Source organism: Nocardioides sp., from assembly GCF_044226305.1.
GTDB lineage: Bacteria > Actinomycetota > Actinomycetes > Propionibacteriales > Nocardioidaceae > Nocardioides.
This window is the reverse complement of the sequence record NZ_JBGAHF010000001.1, coordinates 341,644-361,910: the sequence shown is the minus strand read 5'-3', so window position 1 is coordinate 361,910 and position 20,267 is coordinate 341,644. Positions and strand designations below refer to the sequence as shown.

The window sequence follows — 20,267 nt, the reverse complement described above, 5'->3', positions numbered from 1 at the left end:
CCCGGTCACGACCGCCCGGTGGCGCGACACCTCACTCGCCGCGGAACTCCGGCCGCCGGCGCTCGGCGAACGCGTCCAGCCCCTCGGTGAAGTCGCGGGTGGTGAACAGCGCCCGCTGGCCGGAGTGCTCGCGGTCCAGCGCCGCCTCGAGGTGCGGCAGGGTGGCGGCGTTGACGGCCTTCTTGATCCCGGCCGGGGCGATCGGCGGCCCGGCCGCGAGCCGGCGCGCCAGCGTGCCGACGAGGTCGGCGAGCTCGTCGTCGGGGGCGAGGTGGGTGATGAGCCCCGCCTCGTAGGCAGCGGCCGCGGGCAGCGGCTCGCCGAGCAGCGCCATCCGCATCGCGCGGGCCCGGCCGACGGAGGCGGCGACGGTGGCGGACGAGCCGCCGTCGGTCATCAGCCCGATCCGCGAGAACGGCAGCAGGAACGCGGCCGACTCGGCCGCCACGATGAGGTCGGAGGCCAGTGCGGCCCCGCAGGCGACGCCGGCCGCGATGCCGTTGACGGCGGCGATCACCGGCACCGGGCAGCCGACGACGGCGCGGACCACCCGGTTCGCGCCGTCCATCGTCTCGACCGGGTGCTGGGGCGCGAGCCGGAGGGTGTCCATGTCGGCGCCGGCGCTGAACGCCGGCCCGGTGCCGGTGACCACGACGACCCGGACGTCGTCGCGGGCCGCGACGCCCTCGAGCTCGGTGGCCAGCCGCTCCATCATCGGGCCGGTCACGGCGTTGAGGGAGTCCGGCCGGTCGAAGGTCAGCGTCAGCACCCCGTCGGCGACCGCCACCCGCAGGTCAGGCAACCTGCACCCCGGCTGCTCGCAGCTCCTCGACCGCCGCCTCCGAGGTCGCCGGGGCGACCCCGGCGCACAGCGCCAGCAGCAGCCGGGTGGGGAACCCGGCGGCCACCGCGTCGAGCGCGGTCGTCCGCACGCAGTAGTCGGTCGCGATCCCGCAGATGTCGACCTCGCTCACCGCGCGCTCCCGCAGCCAGTCGGCCAGCCCGACGCCGTCGACCGAGCGCCCCTCGAACCCGGAGTACGCCGCCTCGTGCTCGCCCTTGAGGAAGATCGCGTCGAACGGCTGGGGATCGAGGCTGGGGTGGAACGCCTCGCCGTCGGTGCCGACCCGGCAGTGCACCGGCCAGGAGTCGACGAAGTCCGGGTCCGGCGACCAGTGGCCGCCCGGTGCCACGTGGTGGTCCTTGGTCGCCACGACGTGGGAGTACGGCGGCGCGTCCGGCCCGCGCCCGACCCACCGCCGCAGCAGCGTCCCGATGTCGGCGGCGACCTGCGCACCGCCCGCGATCGGCAGCGACCCGCCCTCGCAGAAGTCGTTCTGCACGTCCGTGACGATCAACGCCCGCGTCATGGCGCCGAGGGTAGCGCTCGGTGGTCGCATCGGTGGTCGAGCAGCGAGCCCTGGCGAGCGTCGTCGCATCGGTGGTCGAGCAGCGAGCCCTGGCGAGCGTCGTCGAGACCCCGGAAGTGGAGGCAGGGCGGTGACGACTGCCGGCGATGTCGGGTCGGCTGCTGTCTGCGGTGGTCGATGTGTGCGGCGTGCCACCGCCACGCTAGGGTCGCCCGTCATGCCGATCTCCGGGCTCCGGCTCACCTCCCCCACGGCCGAGCTCGCCGAGCAGTTCCTGACCTGGCGCCACCGGCCCGACGTGACCCGCTGGTTCCTGCAGCAGCGCATCGAGGACACCGAGGAGTACGTCGCCGACTGGGCGGCGTACGACGACCACGACCACCACCGGGTCGTGGCGGTCCTCGACGGCGCGATGGTCGGCCAGGCGACCCTGGGGGTCGTCGACGGGATGGGGCAGTCGGGTCACGAGGCGGAGTTCGTCGGCCGCGAGGGGCGGCTCTCGTACTTCGTGCACCCGCCACGCGGGCCGTGGCATCGCGACGACGCTGGCGCGCGAGGCGCTCGCGAACGCCTTCGGCCGGCTGGGGCTGCGCCGGGTCCAGGCCGGCTGCTTCGCCGACAACGTCGCGTCGTGGCGGGTGCTGGAGAAGCTGGGGATGCGGCGTGAGCAGCACGGCGTGAAGGACTCCTTCCACGCCGAGCTCGGCTGGATCGACGGCTACACCTACGCGCTCCTCGCCGAGGAGTGGCGGGGCTGAGCGCCCGGCCCGAACGCCGGGTCCCGTGGCTCCACCGCTCCTCGGTCAGATCACCGCCGCTCGTCGGGTGCGGCCACGGCCGACGGGGACACCCGCTCAGACGTGCAGCGTGGGGATCACCGGCTCGCCGCGCGACATCTGCTGGACCACGACCGGCAGCTCGTCCCGGGCGGCCAGGTGCCGCGCCCGGGCGGCGTCCAACGACTCGCGGCCGACGACCCGGCCGGAGGCCACCAGCGGCACCAGCAGCGACCGGTCGTCGCCGTCGTCGACCGGCGCCTCGCCCACGCCGATCACCTCGGCCTCGGCGACCCCGGCGGCGGAGCGCCGGCGCAGGGCGTACTTCCGGCCGCCCACCGACGCCTTGTCCACGCTGCGCTTGGCCACCGACACCAGCTCGCCCGACGCACCCTCGCGCGCGACGAGCTTGTAGACGAAGCCGCAGGTGGGGTGGCCGCTGCCGGTCACCAGCTGGGTGCCGACGCCGTACCCGTCGACGGGCGCCGCGGCCAGGGCCGCGATCGCGAACTCGTCGAGGTCGCTGGTCACGATGATCCGCGTCGACGTGGCGCCCATCGCGTCCAGCTGCGCGCGCACCTCCACGGCCTGGACGCCGAGGTCGCCGGAGTCCAGCCGCACGGCGCCGAGCGAGGTGCCCGCGACCTCGACCGCCAGGCGCACCGCCTCCGCCACGTCGTAGGTGTCGACCAGCAGGGTCGTCCCCGCGCCCAGCGCGGTCACCTGGGCGCGGAACGCGTCCGCCTCGGTGTCGTGCAGCAGCGTGAACGAGTGCGCGCTGGTGCCGGCCGTCGGGACGCCGTACCGCTGCCGGGCGGCCAGGTTGGAGCTGGTCGCGAACCCGGCGACGTACGCCGCGCGGGCCGCCGCCACCGCCGCCTCCTCGTGGGTACGCCGCGAGCCCATCTCGATGCACGGCCGGTCCCCGGCGGCCAGCGTCATCCGGGAGGCCGCCGACGCGATCGCCGAGTCGTGGTTGTAGACCGAGAGCAGCAGCGTCTCGAGCACCACCGCCTCCGCGAAGGTGGCCTCGACGACCAGCAGCGGGGAGTAGGGGAAGTACGCCTCGCCCTCGGCGTAGCCCCAGATGTCGCCCTCGAAGCGGTACGACGCCAGCCAGGCGAGCGTCGGCGCGTCGACCACGTCGCGGAGCACGTCGAGCGCGGCCTCGTCGAACCGGAACGCCTCGATCGCGTCCAGGGCCCGGCCGACGCCGGCCACGACGCCGTACCGGCGCCCCTCGGGGAGCCGTCGGGGGAACAGCTCGAACACCGACCGCCGGTGGGCGGTGCCCGACCGCAGGGCGGCCTGCAGCATGGTGAGCTCGTAGTGGTCGGTCAGCAACGCGGTGGAGTGGGCCACGGTCCTCAGTGTGCCAACACCGCTGTGCCAACATGGGCCTGTGACCGCGCCCGTCGAGGTCGAGCCGACCACCACGCCCGACGAGATCACCGAGACGGCGAAGCCGTGGGTGACGATCGTCTGGAACGACCCGGTCAACCTGATGTCCTACGTGACCTACGTCTTCCAGAAGTACTTCGGCTACTCGAAGAAGAAGTCGGAGAAGCTGATGCTCGAGGTGCACGAGGACGGCAAGTCCGTCGTGAGCACCGGGAGCCGCGAGGAGATGGAGCGCGACGTGCAGGCCATGCACGAGTACGGCCTCTGGGCGACGATGGACAAGCAGGAGTGAGCGCCTTCCACCGGCACCGGCGGAGCAGGCGGATCATCGCGAACTTCACCGGGTTCGAGGCCGACCTGCTCCGCTCGCTGGCCGGCCAGCTGGTCGAGCTGCTGCGCAACGAGGCGGCCGTCCCGCGCGACGGCATGGACCCCTTCGAGGCGATGCTCGACTTCTCCGGGCCCACCCAGGCGCCGGAGGACCCCGTGCTGGCGCGACTGTTCCCGACGGCGTACCCCGACGACGAGGAGGCGGCCGCGGAGTTCCGCCGCTTCACCGAGGGGTCGCTGCGCGACGGGAAGGCGGCCGCCGCGATCGCGATCATCGACGGCCTCGAGGAGGCCGGGCTGCCGCCGGAGCTGACCGAGGACGGCCTGGTGATCGACGTCGAGCTCGACGAGGAGACCGCCGAGACCTGGTTGCGCTCCTTCACCGACCTCCGGCTGGCGCTCGCCACCCGGCTCGAGATCGAGAAGGGCGACGAGGCCTACTGGCACTCGCTGCCCGACGACGATCCCCGCGCGCAGGCCCACGACATCTACGAGTGGGTCGGCTACCTCCAGGAGACCCTGGTCGGAGCGCTGAGCAAGTGACCGGTCCGACGACCCACCAGGTGAGGTCCCGCTGATGCCGATCCCCCCGTTCGTCGCCGAGCTGCGCGCCCTGGTGGGCACGCTGGAGCTGTGGCTGCCCGCGGTGACCGCCGTGGTCCTCCGGGGCGACGACGTCCTGCTCACCCGGCGCGCCGACAACGGCGAGTGGGCACCGATCACCGGGATCCTCGACCCCGGGGAGGAGCCGGCCGTCGGCGCCGCCCGCGAGGCCCTGGAGGAGACCGGCGTCGTGGTCTCGGTCGACCGGCTCGCCTCGGTGGGCTCGAGCCCGCAGGTGGTGCACGGCAACGGCGACCTCGGTGTCTACCTCGACCTCACCTTCGCCTGCACCTGGGTCAGCGGCGAGGCCTGCGTGAACGACGACGAGAACGTCGAGGTGCGCTGGTGGCCGGCCGACGCGCTGCCGCCGATGTCGGACTGGCTGCGCGAGCGCATCGACGACGTCCTCGCAGGTGAGACCGCGGCCCGGTTCCGGCGGCCGCCCTCGTAGGCTTGCCCCTCGTGGGACTGACCATCGACCGCGCGACGTACGACGCCATCGTCGCGCACGCCAAGCGCGACCACCCCGACGAGGCCTGCGGCGTCGTCGCGGGCCCGGCCGGGAGCGACCGCCCCGAGCGGTTCGTCGAGATGGTCAACGCCGCCGGCTCGCCGACCTTCTACGAGTTCGACTCCACCGACCTGTTCCAGCTCTACAAGGAGATGGACGAGAACGACGAGGAGCCGGTCGTCATCTACCACTCCCACACCGCGACCGAGGCCTACCCGAGCCGTACCGACATCGGCCTGGCGATGGAGCCGGGAGCCCACTACGTGTTGGTGAGCACACGGGACTGGGCAGAGGCCGGCGGAGGGAATAACGAGGCTCCCGTGGAGTTCAGGTCCTACAGGATCGTCGGCGGCGAGGTGACCGAGGAAGAGGTCACCGTGGTCGACGCCCTGCCCGCACGCAACTGAGGAGTCACACCGCATGGCCATCGAGGTCCGCATCCCGACCATCCTGCGCACCTACACCGGGGGCGAGAAGGCCGTCACGGCCGACGGCGCCAGCCTGAGCGCGCTGATCGACGACCTCGAGGCCCACCACCCGGGCATCAAGGAGCGCCTCGTCGAGGGCGGCGACCTGCGCCGGTTCGTCAACGTCTACGTCAACGACGAGGACGTGCGCTTCATCGGCGGCCTCGAGGCCGAGCTCAGCGACGGCGACCAGGTCGTCGTGCTCCCCGCCGTGGCCGGCGGCTCGCGCTGACGTGACCCGCTACGACAACCTCCTGGCCTCGGTCGGCGGCACGCCGCTGGTCGGGCTGCCGAGGCTGTCGCCGCAGAGCCCCGCGGGTGCGCCGGAGGTCCGTCTCTGGGCCAAGCTCGAGGACCGCAACCCCACCGGGTCGATCAAGGACCGGCCGGCGCTGCGCATGATCGAGGAGGCCGAGAAGGACGGCCGGCTGCGGCCGGGCTGCACCATCCTCGAGCCCACCTCGGGCAACACCGGCATCTCGCTGGCGATGGCGGCCAAGCTCAAGGGCTACCGGATGGTCTGCGTGATGCCCGAGAACACCTCCGAGGAGCGCCGCCAGCTGCTGCGCATGTGGGGCGCCGAGATCGTCTCGTCCCCGGCCGCGGGCGGGTCCAACGAGGCGGTCCGGGTCGCCAAGCAGGTGGCCGCCGAGCACCCCGACTGGGTGATGCTCTACCAGTACGGCAACGAGGCCAACGCCCTCGCCCACGAGGAGGGGACCGGACCCGAGCTGCTGGCCGACCTGCCCTCGATCACCCACTTCGTCGCCGGCCTCGGCACCACCGGCACCCTGATGGGCGTGAGCCGGTTCTTCCGCGCCCACAAGCCGGACGTCCGGATCGTCGCCGCCGAGCCCCGCTACGGCGAGCTCGTCTACGGGCTGCGCAACCTCGACGAGGGCTTCGTGCCGGAGCTGTACGACGCCGACCTGATCGACTCGCGCTTCTCGGTCGGCCCCCGCGACGCCGTCCGCCGGGTGCGGGAGCTGCTCGAGCTCGAGGGCATCTTCGCCGGCATCTCGACCGGCGCGATCCTGCACGCCGCCCTCGGCCAGGCGGCGAAGGCCGTCAAGGCGGGGGAGCGGGCCGACATCGCGTTCGTCGTGTGCGACGGCGGCTGGAAGTACCTCTCCACCGGCGCCTACGAGGGCACCGTGGACGAGGCCGAGGACCGTCTCGAGGGTCAGCTCTGGGCCTAGCGGGGACGCGTCAGCGGATCCGCCGATGGTGGTCGAAGCCGCGACCGGCGTGTCGAGGCTGACCGGGGCTCGGGGCCGTCAGGAGCGGTCCAGCGTCGCCGCCTCGGTCCGCACCAGGTCGCCCTCGCCCGGCTCGCCGGCGATGTCGGCGATGGTCTCGCCCATCATCGACCGGGCCGCCTCCAACGTGGCCACGAGGTAGGAACGGCAGCTGTCGGCGTCGCCCAGCTCGAGCGCGTAGACCGCGGCGGTGAGCCCCTGCACGATGTTGTCGTTGATCTCGACGGCCTGGCGGCGACGCAGCGTGACCTCGCTCAGGTGCACGGCAGCCGCCTCGCGCTCCCGCTCGGCGAGCACCCGCTCGGTGACGTCGATGCAGGTGCCCAGCATCCGCTCCGGCGACCCGTCGGCACCCATGACGACCTGGCCGTTGGAGTGCAGGTAGCGGACCTCGCCGTCGGGCCGGACGATCCGCTCGATCATCTCGTAGGGCTCGCCGGTTGCGTACGAGTGCTGGTGCACGGCCTGGATCCGGTCCCGGTCGTCGGGGTGGATCATCGAGAGGAAGCGCTCGTAGCTGGCGTTGAAGGACTGCGGCTCGTAGCCGTAGATGCGATACAGCTGGTCCGACCACCGGTTGGTGTCGGTCGGGATGTGCCAGTCGTAGTCGCCCATGTTCGCCAGCTGCTGCGCGTTGTCCATGCGTCGGCGTAGCTGGGCGAGCTCCTCGACGGGGTCCATGTCGTCGATTGTCACCCGGCTCGCGGCGGAGGGCCACCACCTCGGCGTGACGGTCGTCTCGGGTGACCTGTGTCGCGTGGTCGCACGGACGGGGGTGGGAGGTCCTAACCTTGGCTGCTGTGCACCCAGCGACGAGCTCCGAGCCGAGGGACGCCCCGATCGGCATCTTCGACTCCGGCTTCGGCGGCCTCACCGTCGCGCGGTCCGTGATCGACCAGCTGCCCCACGAGTCGATCGTCTACGTCGGCGACACCGCGCGCCAGCCCTACGGCCCGAAGCCGATCGGCGAGGTGCGCGAGTACGCCCTCGAGTGCCTCGACCACCTCGTGGCGCTCGGGGTCAAGGCGCTGGTCATCGCCTGCAACTCCGCGAGCGCGGCGATGCTCCGCGACGCCCGGGAGCGGTACGACGTCCCGGTGGTCGAGGTGATCCTGCCCGCCACCCGCCGCGCGGTCGCGGCCAGCCGGACCGGCCGGATCGGGGTGATCTGCACCCGGGCCACCGCGGAGTCGATGGCCTACGAGGACGCCTTCGCGGCGGCCCCGCACGTCGACCTGCACACCCGGGCCTGCCCACGCTTCGTCGACTTCGTGGAGGCGGGGGAGACCGGGGGCGAGGAGCTGATCCGGGTCGCCCACGAGTACCTCGACCCGCTGACGAGCGAGGGCGTCGACACGCTGATCCTCGGTTGCACCCACTACCCCCTGCTCACCGGCGTGATCTCCTACGTCATGGGCGACAACGTGACGCTGGTCAGCAGCGCCGAGGAGTGCGCCAAGGACGTCTACAAGATGCTGGTGCACACCGACCTGATGCGACCCGGCGGCGTGCCGTCGTACACCTTCCTCACGACCGGGTCGCCCGACGAGTTCGAGACCATCGGGCACCGCTTCCTCGGCCCGGAGCTCGCCGGTGCCTCGCAGTTCGTCGGGGGGCTGGTGTAGTGCCGATGCGGCTGACGATCGTGGGCTGCTCCGGGTCCTACCCCGGCCCGGAGTCGCCGGCGAGCTGCTACCTGCTCGAGGCCGACGACGCCTCCGGCCGGACCTGGCGGGTGCTGCTCGACCTCGGCAACGGCTCGTTGGGTGCGCTGCACCGCTACGCCGACCCGCTGGCCGTCGACGCCGTCCTGCTCAGCCACCTGCACGCCGACCACTGCCTCGACCTCAGCGGCTACTACGTGCTGCGCAAGTACCACCCCACCGGCCCGCAGCCCCGGATCCCGGTGTGGGGTCCGGTCGGCACCGCCGACCGGATGGCCCGGGCCTACGACCTCCCGGCCGACCCGGGCATGCACCACGAGTTCGACTTCCGCGAGTGGGACGGCACCGTCGAGGTGGGGCCGTTCACGGTCACGCCGGTGCCGGTGGCGCACCCCGTGCCGGCGTACGGCCTGCGGGTGTCCGTCGGCGGCGCGACGCTCGCCTACACCGGCGACACCGGCCCGACGCCGGCGCTGGAGGAGCTGGCCCGCGACGTCGACCTGCTGCTCGCGGAGGCGTCGTTCCGCGACGTCGACGACAACCCGCCCGACCTGCACCTCACCGGCACCGACGGCGGCACCGTCGCCGCGCGGGCCGGGGTCCGCCGGCTGGTGCTGACCCACGTGCCGCCGTGGCACGACCCGGACGAGGCGCTCGCCGAGGCCGTCGCGGTCTACGCCGGCCCGGTCGAGCTGGCCCGTGCCGGCGCGACCTACGACGTCTGACCTCCGGCCTCCTGGCCCAGCTGGCGCCACGATGGCCCGTTCGGGTCATGCCGTGGCCTGGGGATGTCGCCTCCTCTGAGGTGAGCCGGGTCGACAAGAGGCCCGGCACGTCCCCGAGGAGTACGACATGCCCGCTACCGAACGGCGTCCACGCCGGATCCACGCCCCGAAGGTCACCCCGTCGCTGGTGATCAGCATCCTCGCCCTGGTCGTCGCGATGAGCGGGACGGCCTACGCCGCCGGCGTGCTGCCGAAGAACAGCGTCGGGACCCCGCAGCTGAAGTCGAACGCCGTCGTGTCCGCGAAGGTCAAGGACGGCTCGCTGCTCGGGAAGGACTTCAAGGCCGGCCAGCTGCCCCAGGGCGAGCAGGGCCCCCAGGGCGAGCAGGGCCCCCAGGGCGAGCAGGGCGAGCAGGGTCCCCAGGGCGACAACGGCTCGATCAAGGGCTTCGTGACGGTCACGCCCAGCGGCACGATCTACCGGTCCGGCGGCTCGCTCGCGGCGCCTACGGTCACCCACCCTGCCACCGGCGTCTACTGCATCGTCGGCGACGGCTGGGGCGACCAGGGCGGCCCGTTCTCGGCGAACCTGATCGGCGCGACCAACGACGCCGGCTCGATCGTGGTCAACCCCTACTTCTGGGGCAGCGCCTGCAACGGCTCGGGCTACTACATGGCGGTGCACACCTACAACAACGCCGGTGCCGCCACCGACCGCTACTTCGTGTTCGCGAAGCTCTGACCCCTCGGGGGGACGCGCGACGCCGGCTCGGACCGGGGCCGGCGTCGCGACCGCGCGCCGATCAGTACAGCTAGCCCAGTCCGGCGTCGTGAACGCAGATCGCGATCTGCACCCGGTTCGTCGCGCCGAGCTTGTCGAAGAGCCGGGAGACGTGCGCCTTCACCGTCGGCACCGAGAGGTGCAGCTCGCGGGCGATCTCGGCGTTGCTCAGGCCGCTGCCCACCGCGAGCGCGACCTCGCGCTCGCGGTCGGTGAGACGCGCCAGCCGGGTCGCGGCCGCGGCGGCGCGCGCGGCCGCCGCGCTCGTGCCGTCGCCCGGCTCGGGGCGCAGGCGCCGGATCAGGGTCCGGGTGACCGAGGGCGAGAGCATCGGCTCGTCGTCGACCACTTTGCGGATCGCGTCGACGATCTGCGGGGGCGGGGTGTCCTTGAGCAGGAAGCCGTCGGCGCCCGAGCCGAGGGCCTCGACCACGTGGTCGTCGGCGTCGAAGGTGGTCAGCACGATCACCCGGGGCGGCTCCGCCTGCCGGTGCAGCTCCCGGGTCGCCTCGAGCCCGTCGAGGCCGGGCATCCGGATGTCCATGAGCACGACGTCCGGTCGCAGCTCGGCGACCAGCCGGACGCCCTCGTGGCCGTCGCCGGCCTCGCCGACCACCTCGATGTCGGGCTCGCCCCCGAGCATCAGCGTCAGCGCCGACCGCACGAGGGGGTCGTCGTCGACGAGGAGGACGGTGGTGCTCATGCCGCCCACGGTATCCAGGCGCGGAGGACGAACAGGTCGCCCTCCCGGTGGTGGTCGAGGCGACCGCCGCGCAGCTCGGCCCGCTCCGCGAGCCCCACGAGCCCGAGGCCCGCGCCGGGGGTCAGCGTCGCCCCGAACCCCACGGGGTTCTGCAGCAGCACCTCGACGCCCTCCTCGGGCGACCCGCTCACCCGCACCGTAAGCAGCGCCCCCGGAGCGTGCTTGCGGGCGTTGGTGATGCCCTCCTGCACGATCCGGTAGACCGTGCGTCCGACCGTCTCCGGCACGGAGCCGTCCACCAGGTCCTCATGCGCGATCCGGGCGCCGGACTCCCGCGCCTCCGCGACCAGCTGTGGCAGGTCGGCGTACGTCGGCTGGGGGGCCCGGAGCGGCTCGCCGGTGGCGCCGTCGCGCAGGACGCCGAGCACGCCACGCAGGTCGTCGAGCGCCTCGTGCGTCTTGTCGCGGATCACCTCGGCGCTCGCGCGGACCTCGTCGTCGGTGAGGCCGGTGCGGTAGGCCAGCGCGCCCGCGTGCATCGAGATCTGCGAGATCCGGTGGGCGAGCACGTCGTGCATCTCCCGCGCGATGCGTGCCTGCTCCTGGCCGCGCGCCTGGGCGACACGGAGCTCCTGCTCCGCCTCGGCGCGCTCGGCGCGGTTGCGGAGGGTGTACATGAGCTCGCGCCGCGAGCCGATGTACATGCCCCAGCCGAGCATCGCGGCCGTCGCGAGCACGTTGGCCACCGTCGTCACCCACCACGGGTCCGGCTCGGCCTGCGTGACCGTGGTGCTGAAGAACTGGCCGCAGACGAAGTTCACCGTCCCGACGACCACGATCTCCCGCCAGCGCCGCCGGGTCGCCACGCTCACGGCCGCGAGCACGGCCGGGCCGGACGCGGTGCCGGACACCGAGCCGCACAGGGCGATGACGACCGCGACGGGCACCGGCCACCGGCGTCGGAAGAAGACCAGCACGTAGCAGGCGGCACCGATCAGCAGGTCGGCGAGCGCCCACAGGGCCGAGATGTCGACCTCGGCCTGGACCACCGGCAGCCAGACGAACGCCGAGATGAACAGCATGACCGCGACCCGCCAGACGTGGCCCCACCAGCGCAGCGGCGGCTGGTAGTCCTGCGGTGACGGGCGGTCCACGCGGGACAGGCTAGGACGGCCGACACCGCCCCGGCAGGCGCCCCCGGTCGCGACCACCCCCTACTTTGGTCATCGGCGATTCATGCGCAGGTCCGATGCACGCGGTGGGTCCGTCGGGCAGGCTGGGGGCATGATCGAAGTCGAACGCCTCACCAGGAAGTACGGCTCGTTCACCGCGGTGGACGACGTCAGCTTCACGTGCCAGCCCGGGACGGTGACCGGATTCCTCGGTCCCAACGGTGCCGGCAAGACCACCACCATGCGGGTCATGGTCGGGCTCACCCCGGCCACCGCGGGTCGCGTGACCATCGGCGGCCACCTCTACCAGGACATCCCCAACCCCGGCCGCCACGTCGGGGTGCTGCTGGACGCGTCCGCGCAGCACGCCGGTCGCACCGGTCGGGAGATCCTCGAGATCGGCGCCCGCACGATGGGCCTGCCGGCCGCGCGCGTCGACGAGATGATCGAGCTGGTCTCGTTGACCCCGACCGAGGCGAAGCGCCGGCTGCGCAACTACTCCCTGGGCATGAAGCAGCGCCTCGGCATCGCGCACGCGCTGCTCGGGGACCCCTCGGTGCTCATCCTCGACGAGCCCGCCAACGGCCTGGACCCGGCCGGCATCCGGTGGATGCGTGGCCTGCTGCGGGGGTACGCCGAGCGCGGCGGCACCGTCCTGCTCTCCAGCCACCTGCTGCACGAGGTCGAGCAGATCGCCGACGAGATGATCCTGATCGGCAACGGCCGGATCGTCGCCCAGGGCGACAAGAAGTCCCTGCTGGCCGGCGCCGGTGGCGGCGCGGTCACGCACGTCACGGCGCTCGACAACCACGCGCTCTCCGAGGCGCTGCGCGCCAAGGGCATCACGGTGGCACCGGCCGGCGAGGGCCTCCGGGTCGAGACGGAGCCGGTCGAGGTCGGCCGGACCGCTCTCGAGGCCTCGGTCGTGCTCACCGACCTGCGGACCGCCGACGGCGGCCTCGAGGACCTGTTCCTCGAGCTGACCGCCGAGACCCAGCGGGAGGCCGTTTCATGAGCATGAACAGCATGGCGGCACCCGGTCTCGGGCACGCCCTCGACATCTCCGGCACCGCCCCGACACCGTTCGCGCGGCTGGTCCGCGTCGAGCTCCGCAAGGCCTACGACACCCGCTCGGGTCTCTGGCTGCTGATCTCGACGGCCGCGCTGACCGCGCTCGTCATGGTCATCCAGCTCGCGGTCGGCGCGACCCAGGAGGACGTGTCGCTGACCTACAACAGCTTCCTCACCTCCACGAACTTCTCGATCGCCATCCTGCTGCCCGTGATCGGCATCCTGCTGCTCACCAGCGAGTGGAGCCAGCGCACCGCGATGGTGTCGTTCTCGCTGGAGCCGCGCCGCCCCCACGTGATCCTGGCCAAGCTGACGGTCGGCCTGCTGCTGGCCGTCGCCGCCGTCGTGATCGCGCTGGTGCTCGCCGCGCTCTGCAACGTCGTCTACGGCGTCGTGTCCAGCGACCCGGTCGTGTGGAACCTCGAGATCGACCGGCTGGGTGGCTTCCTGCTCCTCCAGGTCATCGGGATGCTGACCGGCTTCGCGTTCGCCGCCCTGCTGCTGAACTCGCCGGCCGCGATCGTGGTCTACATGGTCTACACGTTCGTCCTGCCCGGGCTGTTCGGGCTCGGTGCGGCCCTGATGGACTGGTTCTCGAAGATCCAGCCGTGGATCGACTTCAACTACGCCCAGGGCCCGCTCGTCGATGCGTCGATGACCGGGAAGGACTGGGCGCACTTCGCGGTCTCCGGGTTCATCTGGCTCGTGGTCCCGCTGGCGATCGGCGTGTGGCGGGTGCTGCGCGCCGAGGTGAAGTGACATGACCACGGCCACGCTCGACCTCGGGGACGCCCGGCCGATCCCGTTCCACCGGCTGGTGGGCGTCGAGCTGCGCAAGTCCTACGACACCCGGGCCGGGTTCTGGCTGCTGATGGTGATCGGCCTGCTGGTCGTGGCGGCGGAGGTCATCGTGCTGGCCGTGACGGTCACGCAGGACGAGTCGCTGTCGTACGGCGACACGACGGCCGTCGCGGCCTTCGTCACCTCGATCCTGCTGCCGGTGCTCGGCATCATGGTGGTGACCTCGGAGTGGAGCCAGCGCACGGCGATGGTCACCTTCGCGCTCGAGCCTCGGCGGCCGCACGTGATCGCGGCGAAGGCCGCGGTCGGCCTGCTCCTGACCCTGGCCACCATCGCGGTGGCGCTCGTCGTCGGCCTGGTCACGATCCTGCTCTACGCGGCCATCCAGGGGCAGAGCCCGGTGTGGCACTTCGGCTGGACCGGGTTCACGGCGTTCCTGGTCACCCAGACGTTCGCCATGCTCGGGGGGTTCGCCTTCGCGACCCTGCTCCTGAACACCCCCGCGGCGATCGTGGTCTTCTTCGTGTACCGGTGGGTGCTGCCGGGCCTGCTGGCCCTCGGGTCCGCGCTCGTCGGCTGGTTCGAGTCGCTGGCCCCGTGGATCGACTTCCAGAGCGCCCAGGGTGAGCTGTACGACTTCCCCCTCACGGGGGAGCAGTGGGGCCAGCTCGTGGTCTCCGGGTTCATCTGGCTCGTCGTCCCCCTGGTGATCGGCGTCTGGCGGGTGCTGCGGGCGGAGGTGAAGTGACCGCCGACTAGGGTCGGCCACATGACTGCACGCGAGGACGGCCGGGCCGACGACGAGCTCCGGCCGATCACGATCACCCGCCACTGGCTCGACCACGCGGCCGGCTCGGTGCTCGTCGAGTTCGGCCGCACCCGCGTGCTCTGCGCGGCGTCCGCCTCGGAGGGCGTGCCGCGCTGGCGGAAGGGGTCCGGGCTCGGCTGGGTCACCGCCGAGTACGCCATGCTGCCGGCCTCGACCAACACCCGCTCGGACCGCGAGTCGGTCAAGGGCCGGATCGGCGGCCGCACCCACGAGATCAGCCGCCTGATCGGCCGGTCGCTGCGCGCGGTCATCGACTACCAGGCGCTCGGTGAGAACACCATCCAGCTCGACTGCGACGTGCTCCAGGCCGACGGGGGCACCCGCACCGCCGCCATCACCGGCGCGTACGTCGCCCTCGCCGACGCGGTCGCGCACCTGCGCTCCACCGGGGCGCTCAAGGGCGAGCCGCTCACGGGCTCGGTCGCGGCCGTCAGCGTGGGGATCATCGACGGCGCCCCGCGGCTCGACCTGCCCTACGTCGAGGACGTGCGGGCCGAGACCGACATGAACGTCGTGATGACCGGCGACGGCAAGTTCGTCGAGGTGCAGGGGACCGCCGAGGGTGCCGCCTTCGACCGCGCCGAGCTCGACGCGCTGCTGGCGCTGGCCGAGAAGGGCTGCGCGGACCTCACCCGGATGCAGCAGCAGGCGCTCTCCTCGTGAGGTGGCGGCGGTGAAGGTGTTCCTCGCCTCGCGCAACGCGAAGAAGATCGAGGAGATGGAGCGGATCCTCCGCGAGCACCTCCCCGACATCGAGGTGCTCGGCCTCGACGACGTCGAGGCGTACGACGAGCCGGTCGAGGACCAGCCGACCTTCGAGGGCAACGCGCTGCTCAAGGCGCGCGCCGGCCTGGCCGCCACCGGCCTCCCGTCCCTGGCCGACGACAGCGGCCTGTGCGTCGACGCCCTCAACGGCATGCCCGGCGTGCTGTCCGCGCGCTGGTCGGGACCGCCGAAGGACGACGACCGCAACAACCGGCTGCTGCTCGACCAGCTCGCCGACGTACCGGACGATCGGCGGACCGCGCACTTCCAGTGCGCCGTCGCGTTCTGCCACCCTGGCGGCGAGGAGCTGACCAGCGGCGTGATGCCCGGCCACGTGATCCGGGAGACCCGGGGCACCGGCGGCTTCGGGTACGACGTGCTGTTCGTCGCCGAGGACCGGCCCGGCCTCACCACGGCCGAGCTGCCGCGCGCGGACAAGGACGAGATCTCGCACCGCGGGTGGGCGCTGCGCCGGATGGCACCGATCGTGGCGAGGATCCTGAGATGACCCGGCACTTCTTCTTCCGCCGCAACCTCGCGCGCCTGATCCTCAAGCTGGTGCGGTGGAGGACGGTCGGCGAGGTGCCGAGCAAGGGCATCCTGGTCGGGGCGCCGCACACCTCGAACTGGGACTGGATCATGACCCAGCTGCTCGCCTGGGACAGCGGCGTCAACATCCGGCTGCTGGTCAAGGACTCCCTGTTCAAGGGTCCGCTGGGCTGGATCCTGCGCGCCTCCGGTGCGGTCGAGCTCGACCGGGCGAACCCCGGTGCGACCATCCGGGCGCTGCTCGCCGACGCCGAGACCGACGAGACCTTCCTGCTCGGCATCGCGGCCGAGGGCACCCGCAGCAAGGGGGAGTACTGGAAGTCCGGCTTCTACCGGATCTCCCAGCAGACCGGCCTGCCGATCACGCTCGCGTTCCTCGACGGTCCCTCGCGCACGGTGGGTTGGGGGCCGACGTTCGACCTGACCGGCGACGTCGTGGCCGACATGGACCGGATCCGGGCCTTCTTCGCCGACAAGCGCGGGTTCAAGCCCGAGCTCATCACGGTGCCGCGGCTCCGCGAGGAGGACAGGCACTCCACCTGACGTCAGGAACCGCGGGGTGGCAATGACGGTGCCGGAGGGGGGACTTGAACCCCCACGCCCGAAGGCACGGGTACCTAAAACCCGCGTGTCTGCCTGTTCCACCACTCCGGCGAGAGCGGTCAGTCTCTCAGGTCGCCCTTGACGTCATACGTCCTGGCTGTTGGAGCGGCCACCTCGCATGACGTCCCACCGGGTCGCCCCCGGAGGTCATAAGTCTTGGCTGCGGGAGCGGCCACCTCGTATGACGTCCCACCGGGTCGCCCCCGGAGGTCATACGTCCTGGCTGCCGGAGCGACCACCTCGTATGACGTCCCACCGGCGGCGGCCGTCAGCGCGGCTCCTCGTCGGCGTTGTTCAGCTTGAGGTCCTTGCGCAGCTTGGCGACGTGGCCGGTGGCCTTGACGTTGTACTGCGCGAGGAACACCTTGCCGTCCTCGTCGACGACGATGGTGGAGCGGATCACGCCCTCGACGGTCTTGCCGTAGAGCTTCTTCTCACCGAACGCGCCGTAGTCCCGCATCACCTGCTTGTCCGGGTCGGAGAGCAGGGTGATCGTCAGGTGGTCGCGCTCGCGGAACTTGGCGAGCTTCGCCGGCTTGTCCGGCGAGATGCCCACGACCTCGTAGCCCTGGGCGCGCAGCGAGTCCAGGGAGTCGGTGAAGTCGCAGGCCTGCTTGGTGCAGCCGGGCGTCATCGCCGCCGGGTAGAAGTAGACGACGACCTTCTTGCCGAGGAAGTCGCTGAGCGCGACGTCGGCGCCGGTGTCGTCGACGAGGCTGAACTCGGGCGCGGTGTCACCGGGGGAGAGACGGTCGGGCTGGCTCACGCGAACTCCTTGTCGCAAACAATGTGCAATAACGTAGGGTGGGCGGGAGCACTCACCCCGGAGCCAACCTAGCGCCGACGCAGGAGGCAGGATGCACGTCCCCGACGGGTTCCTCGACGCCCCGACGTCGGCAGCCACCGGAGCCGTGGCGGTCGTCTGCGTCGGGACCGCGCTCGTGAAGGCGCGTCGCGAGCTCGACGACCGGACCGCACCGATGGCCGGGCTGGTCGCGGCCTTCGTCTTCGCCGTCCAGATGCTCAACTTCCCGGTCGCCACCGGCACCAGCGGGCACCTCCTCGGCGGGGCACTGGCCGCCGTCCTGGTCGGACCCTGGACGGCCGTGCTGTGCATGAGCACCGTCTTCATCGTCCAGTGCCTGCTCTTCGCCGACGGCGGCATCACCGCGCTCGGCACCAACATCCTGCTGATGGGCGTCACGACGGTCGCGGTCGGCTGGCTCCTCTTCGTGCTGCTGCGCGCCCTGCTGCCCAAGCGGGTCTCGATGGTGCCGCTCGAGGCGGGCATCGCCGCCTTCCTCTCGGTGCCCGCCGCCGCCGTGCTGTTCGTGGTGCTCTACGCCCTCGGCGGCACCGCCGACCTCCCGATCCGGAGCCTGGCGACCGCCATGGTCGGCGTGCACACCCTCATCGGGGTCGGCGAGGGCGTCATCACCTTCCTCGCGGTGGGCGCGATCATCGCGGTCCGCCCCGACCTGGTGTACGGCGCCCGCCCGCTGCTCGCCCGGCGCGAGCTGGAGATCCGCACGGGGACGCCGGCATGAGGAAGGTCCGCACCCGCTGGGTCCTCCTCGGCGGCCTCGTGGTCGCGCTGCTCCTGGCCGGGGTGGTGAGCTTCTTCGCCTCGACCGCCCCGGACGGCCTCAACCGGGTCGCCGAGGACCAGGGCTTCTCGCACACGGCCGAGCACCGGGACGCGCCGTCCGACCGGGTCCCCGCCGGGGTCGCGCGGGTCGGCGGCCTCCTGCTCGTCCTCGCCCTGGGCGCCGCCGTCACCTACGCCGTGCGCCGCCGCGACACCTCGGGCGACTGATGGGCGCCGGGCACGGCCACAAGCTGCACTACCACGGCCACTCGCCGGTGCACCGGGCTCCGGCGCACGTGAAGATCCTCGTGCTGCTCGGCTTCATGGTCGCGGTCGTCGCGACCCCGCGGGACTGGTACCCGCTCTACGCCGCCTACTTCCTCGCGATCGTGGTGGTCGTGGCGATCTCGCGGGTGCCGCCGACGTACCTCCTCAAGCGGTCGGTCGTCGAGCTGCCGTTCCTCCTCTTCGCGGTCCTCCTGCCGTTCGTCGCGACCGGACCGACCACCGAGGTCCTCGGCGTGACCGTGAGCCAGCACGGGCTCGAGGCAGGCGTCGCGCTCCTGGTCAAGGGGACCCTCGGCGTGCTCGCGAGCCTCACCCTCGCGGCGACGACCGAGCCGCAGGACCTGCTCGCCGGCCTCGAGCGGCTGCACCTGCCGAGCCAGCTCGTGCAGATCATGGCCTTCATGGTCCGCTACCTCGACGTGGTCACCGGCGAGATGCAGCGGATGAAGGTCGCGCGGGAGTCCCGCGGGTTCGACGCCCGCAACCCGAGGCACTGGCCCGTGCTCGCGCGGTCCGCGGGGGCCCTGTTCATCCGCTCCTACGAGCGGGGCGAGCGGGTCCACCTCGCGATGCTGTCCCGCGGCTACACCGGGAAGGTCCCGCGCCCGTGAGCACCCCCGTCCTCGACGTCCGCGGCCTCGCCTACGCCTACCCCGACGGCCACCAGGCGCTGTACGGCGTCGACCTGCACGTCCACCGCGGCGAGCGGGTCGCCCTCCTCGGGCCGAACGGCGCCGGCAAGACCACGCTGGTGCTGCACCTCAACGGCATCCTGGTCGCCGGCGCCGGGAGCGTCTCCGTCAGCGGCCTCCCGGTCGAGAAGGCCAACCTCCGCGAGATCCGGCGCCGGGTCGGCGTGGTGTTCCAGGATCCTGACGACCAGCTGTTCATGGGCACGGTCCGGGCCGACGTCGGGTTCGGACCCGCCAACCTCGGCCTCCGCGGCGCCGAGCTCGACCGACGGGTGATGAGCGCCCTCGAGCAGGTCGGCATGGCGGAGTTCGTCGACCGACCTCCCCACCACCTCTCCTTCGGCCAGCGGCGCCGCGTCGCGGTCGCCACCGTGCTGGCCATGGAGCCCGAGGTCCTGGTGCTCGACGAGCCGTCGTCCAACCTGGACCCGGCGTCGCGGCGGGAGCTCGCCGACATCCTCCGCTCCCTGGACGTCACCGTGCTGATGGTGACCCACGACCTGCCGTACGCCCTCGAGCTGTGCCCACGCGCGGTCGTGCTGAGCGACGGCACCGTGGTGGCCGACGGGACGACGTACGACGTCCTGACCGACGACACGCTGATGCGGGCCCACCGGCTCGAGCTGCCCTTCGGGTTCGACCCGAGGACGGCCGTCCCACCAGCGCGTTGATAGCCTCCGACTGACGTCGACACACGAGGAGTTCCCAGTGAGCCAGGACCAGCAGCTGTCCGCTCTGGAGCGCGAGATCGAGGAGACCCGGGTCAACCTGGCGGCCACGATCGACCAGCTCGTCTACCGCGTCCACCCCAAGACGATCGTGGGCCGCGAGGTCAACAGCATCAAGGCGCACTTCGTCGACGTGCAGACGGGCCAGCCGCGCACGGACAACATCCTCAAGGCCGCCGGCGTCGTCGTGGCCGTGGTCGGCTTCTTCGTGGTGGTCCGCAAGGTCGTCCGCTGACCGTGGGTGACAAGACCCCCATCAAGATGCTGCACGACCGCATCCTGGTCGAGGTCGACCGGGAGTCCGGTGAGCGCCGGTCCTCGGGCGGCATCGTGATCCCGGCGACGGCCGCCATGGGCGCCCGCCGGCTGGCCTGGTCGAAGGTCGTCGCGGTCGGTCCGCACGCCCGCGCGGTCGAGGTCGGCGACCGGGTGCTCTTCGAGCCCGAGGACAAGGCCGAGGTCGAGGTGGCCGGCGAGGTCTACGTCGTCATGCGCGAGCGCGACATCCACGCCGTGGCCGCCGAGCGGGTCGGCGACCAGGCCACCGGTCTCTACCTCTGACGTAACCCCCGCGCGCGGCAGCGCGTTGTG

The 20,267-nt window shown here is 72.2% G+C and carries 28 protein-coding genes, 1 tRNA gene and 1 pseudogene; 22 read left to right on the top strand and 8 right to left on the bottom strand.

Features of this window, described 5'->3' with window-relative positions; all coding sequences use genetic code 11:
* Positions 1-31: 31 nt before the first annotated feature.
* Both ACILQ5_RS01880 and ACILQ5_RS01875 read right to left on the bottom strand, forming a co-directional pair.
* Positions 32-802, bottom strand: a complete 771-nt coding sequence (locus ACILQ5_RS01880) for an enoyl-CoA hydratase-related protein (protein WP_395656264.1) — start codon at positions 800-802, stop codon at positions 32-34.
* Complete coding sequence (locus ACILQ5_RS01875) at positions 795-1,370, bottom strand: isochorismatase family protein (RefSeq protein ID WP_395656263.1); 576 nt, start codon at positions 1,368-1,370, stop codon at positions 795-797. The genes ACILQ5_RS01880 and ACILQ5_RS01875 overlap by 8 nt, the downstream gene beginning before the upstream one ends.
* A gap of 533 nt (positions 1,371-1,903) precedes the next feature.
* On the opposite strand from ACILQ5_RS01875, the pseudogene ACILQ5_RS01870 reads away from it, so the two are divergent.
* Positions 1,904-1,972: pseudogene (locus tag ACILQ5_RS01870) on the top strand (hypothetical protein); the annotation flags it as partial.
* A gap of 252 nt (positions 1,973-2,224) precedes the next feature.
* Here ACILQ5_RS01870 and ACILQ5_RS01865 read toward each other — a convergent pair.
* A complete protein-coding gene (locus ACILQ5_RS01865) occupies positions 2,225-3,508 on the bottom strand; it encodes a nicotinate phosphoribosyltransferase (protein WP_395656262.1) in 1,284 nt (427 codons plus the stop codon).
* 40 nt (positions 3,509-3,548) lie between these two features.
* On the opposite strand from ACILQ5_RS01865, the gene clpS reads away from it, so the two are divergent.
* From clpS to ACILQ5_RS01835, 6 genes are read left to right on the top strand one after another with little or no spacing between them, the layout of a single operon-like run.
* A complete protein-coding gene (gene clpS / locus ACILQ5_RS01860) occupies positions 3,549-3,839 on the top strand; it encodes an ATP-dependent Clp protease adapter ClpS (protein ID WP_395656261.1) in 291 nt (96 codons plus the stop codon).
* A complete protein-coding gene (locus ACILQ5_RS01855; RefSeq protein ID WP_395656260.1) occupies positions 3,836-4,420 on the top strand; it encodes a DUF2017 domain-containing protein in 585 nt (194 codons plus the stop codon). Before clpS ends, ACILQ5_RS01855 begins: the two co-directional genes overlap by 4 nt.
* 34 nt (positions 4,421-4,454) lie before the next feature.
* A complete protein-coding gene (locus ACILQ5_RS01850) occupies positions 4,455-4,931 on the top strand; it encodes an NUDIX hydrolase (protein ID WP_395656259.1) in 477 nt (158 codons plus the stop codon).
* A gap of 11 nt (positions 4,932-4,942) precedes the next feature.
* The gene (locus ACILQ5_RS01845) at positions 4,943-5,398 is read left to right on the top strand and encodes a Mov34/MPN/PAD-1 family protein (protein ID WP_395656258.1); all 456 of its coding nucleotides are present in this window, start codon (positions 4,943-4,945) and stop codon (positions 5,396-5,398) included.
* 13 nt (positions 5,399-5,411) lie between these two features.
* Entirely contained in the window at positions 5,412-5,690 is a 279-nt protein-coding gene (locus tag ACILQ5_RS01840; protein WP_395656257.1) for a MoaD family protein, read from the top strand.
* A gap of 1 nt (position 5,691) precedes the next feature.
* The gene (locus ACILQ5_RS01835; protein WP_395656256.1) at positions 5,692-6,657 is read left to right on the top strand and encodes a PLP-dependent cysteine synthase family protein; all 966 of its coding nucleotides are present in this window, start codon (positions 5,692-5,694) and stop codon (positions 6,655-6,657) included.
* A gap of 78 nt (positions 6,658-6,735) precedes the next feature.
* Here ACILQ5_RS01835 and ACILQ5_RS01830 read toward each other — a convergent pair whose 3' ends face one another.
* Positions 6,736-7,398, bottom strand: coding sequence for a PAS domain-containing protein (locus tag ACILQ5_RS01830; protein WP_395656255.1), 663 nt, complete (start codon positions 7,396-7,398; stop codon positions 6,736-6,738).
* A gap of 119 nt (positions 7,399-7,517) precedes the next feature.
* On the opposite strand from ACILQ5_RS01830, the gene murI reads away from it, so the two are divergent.
* From murI to ACILQ5_RS01815, 3 genes are all read left to right on the top strand, one after another.
* Positions 7,518-8,342, top strand: a complete 825-nt coding sequence (gene murI, locus ACILQ5_RS01825; protein WP_395656254.1) for a glutamate racemase — start codon at positions 7,518-7,520, stop codon at positions 8,340-8,342.
* A gap of 5 nt (positions 8,343-8,347) precedes the next feature.
* Positions 8,348-9,106 (top strand): MBL fold metallo-hydrolase, encoded by a 759-nt coding sequence (locus tag ACILQ5_RS01820; protein ID WP_395656253.1) that lies wholly within the window; start codon positions 8,348-8,350, stop codon positions 9,104-9,106.
* 127 nt (positions 9,107-9,233) lie between these two features.
* A complete protein-coding gene (locus tag ACILQ5_RS01815) occupies positions 9,234-9,848 on the top strand; it encodes a hypothetical protein (RefSeq protein ID WP_395656252.1) in 615 nt (204 codons plus the stop codon).
* A gap of 70 nt (positions 9,849-9,918) precedes the next feature.
* On the opposite strand, the gene ACILQ5_RS01810 is transcribed toward ACILQ5_RS01815, so the two are convergent.
* Together ACILQ5_RS01810 and ACILQ5_RS01805 are read right to left on the bottom strand one after the other, a co-directional pair.
* A complete protein-coding gene (locus tag ACILQ5_RS01810) occupies positions 9,919-10,590 on the bottom strand; it encodes a response regulator (protein WP_395656251.1) in 672 nt (223 codons plus the stop codon).
* A complete protein-coding gene (locus ACILQ5_RS01805) occupies positions 10,587-11,744 on the bottom strand; it encodes a sensor histidine kinase (RefSeq protein WP_395656250.1) in 1,158 nt (385 codons plus the stop codon). Before ACILQ5_RS01805 ends, ACILQ5_RS01810 begins: the two co-directional genes overlap by 4 nt.
* A 130-nt stretch (positions 11,745-11,874) precedes the next feature.
* On the opposite strand from ACILQ5_RS01805, the gene ACILQ5_RS01800 reads away from it, so the two are divergent.
* The 6 genes from ACILQ5_RS01800 to ACILQ5_RS01775 are packed head-to-tail and all read left to right on the top strand — an operon-like array spanning position 11,875 to position 16,320.
* Positions 11,875-12,777 carry an ABC transporter ATP-binding protein gene (locus ACILQ5_RS01800; protein WP_395656249.1) on the top strand — a complete coding sequence of 301 codons (903 nt, stop codon included), beginning with the start codon at positions 11,875-11,877 and terminating at the stop codon, positions 12,775-12,777.
* A gap of 11 nt (positions 12,778-12,788) precedes the next feature.
* Positions 12,789-13,592: an ABC transporter permease gene (locus tag ACILQ5_RS01795; protein WP_395656248.1), complete on the top strand. Its 804-nt coding sequence runs from the start codon at positions 12,789-12,791 to the stop codon at positions 13,590-13,592.
* Between the two features lies 1 nt (position 13,593).
* Positions 13,594-14,382 (top strand): ABC transporter permease, encoded by a 789-nt coding sequence (locus ACILQ5_RS01790; RefSeq protein ID WP_395656247.1) that lies wholly within the window; start codon positions 13,594-13,596, stop codon positions 14,380-14,382.
* A gap of 21 nt (positions 14,383-14,403) precedes the next feature.
* Entirely contained in the window at positions 14,404-15,126 is a 723-nt protein-coding gene (rph, locus tag ACILQ5_RS01785) for a ribonuclease PH (protein WP_395656246.1), read from the top strand.
* A gap of 10 nt (positions 15,127-15,136) precedes the next feature.
* On the top strand, positions 15,137-15,736 hold the full coding sequence (gene rdgB, locus ACILQ5_RS01780) for an RdgB/HAM1 family non-canonical purine NTP pyrophosphatase (protein ID WP_395656245.1): 600 nt from the start codon (positions 15,137-15,139) through the stop codon (positions 15,734-15,736).
* Positions 15,733-16,320, top strand: coding sequence for a 1-acyl-sn-glycerol-3-phosphate acyltransferase (locus tag ACILQ5_RS01775; protein WP_395656244.1), 588 nt, complete (start codon positions 15,733-15,735; stop codon positions 16,318-16,320). The genes rdgB and ACILQ5_RS01775 overlap by 4 nt, the downstream gene beginning before the upstream one ends.
* A gap of 29 nt (positions 16,321-16,349) precedes the next feature.
* Here ACILQ5_RS01775 and ACILQ5_RS01770 read toward each other — a convergent pair.
* Both ACILQ5_RS01770 and bcp read right to left on the bottom strand, forming a co-directional pair.
* Positions 16,350-16,431 (bottom strand) — tRNA-Leu (locus ACILQ5_RS01770).
* A gap of 217 nt (positions 16,432-16,648) precedes the next feature.
* On the bottom strand, positions 16,649-17,146 hold the full coding sequence (gene bcp / locus ACILQ5_RS01765) for a thioredoxin-dependent thiol peroxidase (protein ID WP_395656243.1): 498 nt from the start codon (positions 17,144-17,146) through the stop codon (positions 16,649-16,651).
* Positions 17,147-17,237: 91 nt separating this feature from the next.
* Here bcp and ACILQ5_RS01760 point away from each other — a divergent pair, with 91 nt between their 5' ends.
* From ACILQ5_RS01760 to ACILQ5_RS01735, 6 genes are read left to right on the top strand one after another with little or no spacing between them, the layout of a single operon-like run.
* Positions 17,238-17,927: an energy-coupling factor ABC transporter permease gene (locus tag ACILQ5_RS01760; RefSeq protein WP_395656242.1), complete on the top strand. Its 690-nt coding sequence runs from the start codon at positions 17,238-17,240 to the stop codon at positions 17,925-17,927.
* Positions 17,924-18,196, top strand: a complete 273-nt coding sequence (locus tag ACILQ5_RS01755) for a PDGLE domain-containing protein (RefSeq protein ID WP_395656241.1) — start codon at positions 17,924-17,926, stop codon at positions 18,194-18,196. The genes ACILQ5_RS01760 and ACILQ5_RS01755 overlap by 4 nt, the downstream gene beginning before the upstream one ends.
* Positions 18,196-18,867: a cobalt ECF transporter T component CbiQ gene (gene cbiQ, locus ACILQ5_RS01750; RefSeq protein WP_395656240.1), complete on the top strand. Its 672-nt coding sequence runs from the start codon at positions 18,196-18,198 to the stop codon at positions 18,865-18,867. Before ACILQ5_RS01755 ends, cbiQ begins: the two co-directional genes overlap by 1 nt.
* On the top strand, positions 18,864-19,619 hold the full coding sequence (locus ACILQ5_RS01745; protein WP_395656239.1) for an energy-coupling factor ABC transporter ATP-binding protein: 756 nt from the start codon (positions 18,864-18,866) through the stop codon (positions 19,617-19,619). Before cbiQ ends, ACILQ5_RS01745 begins: the two co-directional genes overlap by 4 nt.
* A 37-nt stretch (positions 19,620-19,656) precedes the next feature.
* On the top strand, positions 19,657-19,911 hold the full coding sequence (locus ACILQ5_RS01740; protein ID WP_395656238.1) for a DUF3618 domain-containing protein: 255 nt from the start codon (positions 19,657-19,659) through the stop codon (positions 19,909-19,911).
* 26 nt (positions 19,912-19,937) lie between these two features.
* Positions 19,938-20,237: a GroES family chaperonin gene (locus ACILQ5_RS01735; protein ID WP_395656314.1), complete on the top strand. Its 300-nt coding sequence runs from the start codon at positions 19,938-19,940 to the stop codon at positions 20,235-20,237.
* The last annotated feature ends 30 nt before the right edge of the window (positions 20,238-20,267 follow it).

Excerpts from the sequence above, each read along its gene's own strand:
- ACILQ5_RS01875 (WP_395656263.1), bottom strand. The coding sequence starts at position 1,370 with ATGACGCGGGCGTTGATCGTCACGGACGTGCAGAACGACTTCTGCGAG.
- ACILQ5_RS01850 (WP_395656259.1), top strand. The coding sequence starts at position 4,455 with ATGCCGATCCCCCCGTTCGTCGCCGAGCTGCGCGCCCTGGTGGGCACG.
- ACILQ5_RS01840 (WP_395656257.1), top strand. The coding sequence starts at position 5,412 with ATGGCCATCGAGGTCCGCATCCCGACCATCCTGCGCACCTACACCGGG.
- ACILQ5_RS01830 (WP_395656255.1), bottom strand. The coding sequence starts at position 7,398 with ATGGACCCCGTCGAGGAGCTCGCCCAGCTACGCCGACGCATGGACAAC.
- ACILQ5_RS01820 (WP_395656253.1), top strand. The coding sequence starts at position 8,348 with ATGCGGCTGACGATCGTGGGCTGCTCCGGGTCCTACCCCGGCCCGGAG.
- ACILQ5_RS01815 (WP_395656252.1), top strand. The coding sequence starts at position 9,234 with ATGCCCGCTACCGAACGGCGTCCACGCCGGATCCACGCCCCGAAGGTC.
- ACILQ5_RS01810 (WP_395656251.1), bottom strand. The coding sequence starts at position 10,590 with ATGAGCACCACCGTCCTCCTCGTCGACGACGACCCCCTCGTGCGGTCG.
- ACILQ5_RS01800 (WP_395656249.1), top strand. The coding sequence starts at position 11,875 with ATGATCGAAGTCGAACGCCTCACCAGGAAGTACGGCTCGTTCACCGCG.
- ACILQ5_RS01795 (WP_395656248.1), top strand. The coding sequence starts at position 12,789 with ATGGCGGCACCCGGTCTCGGGCACGCCCTCGACATCTCCGGCACCGCC.
- ACILQ5_RS01790 (WP_395656247.1), top strand. The coding sequence starts at position 13,594 with ATGACCACGGCCACGCTCGACCTCGGGGACGCCCGGCCGATCCCGTTC.
- rph (WP_395656246.1), top strand. The coding sequence starts at position 14,404 with ATGACTGCACGCGAGGACGGCCGGGCCGACGACGAGCTCCGGCCGATC.
- ACILQ5_RS01775 (WP_395656244.1), top strand. The coding sequence starts at position 15,733 with ATGACCCGGCACTTCTTCTTCCGCCGCAACCTCGCGCGCCTGATCCTC.
- ACILQ5_RS01760 (WP_395656242.1), top strand. The coding sequence starts at position 17,238 with ATGCACGTCCCCGACGGGTTCCTCGACGCCCCGACGTCGGCAGCCACC.
- ACILQ5_RS01755 (WP_395656241.1), top strand. The coding sequence starts at position 17,924 with ATGAGGAAGGTCCGCACCCGCTGGGTCCTCCTCGGCGGCCTCGTGGTC.
- cbiQ (WP_395656240.1), top strand. The coding sequence starts at position 18,196 with ATGGGCGCCGGGCACGGCCACAAGCTGCACTACCACGGCCACTCGCCG.
- ACILQ5_RS01735 (WP_395656314.1), top strand. The coding sequence starts at position 19,938 with ATGCTGCACGACCGCATCCTGGTCGAGGTCGACCGGGAGTCCGGTGAG.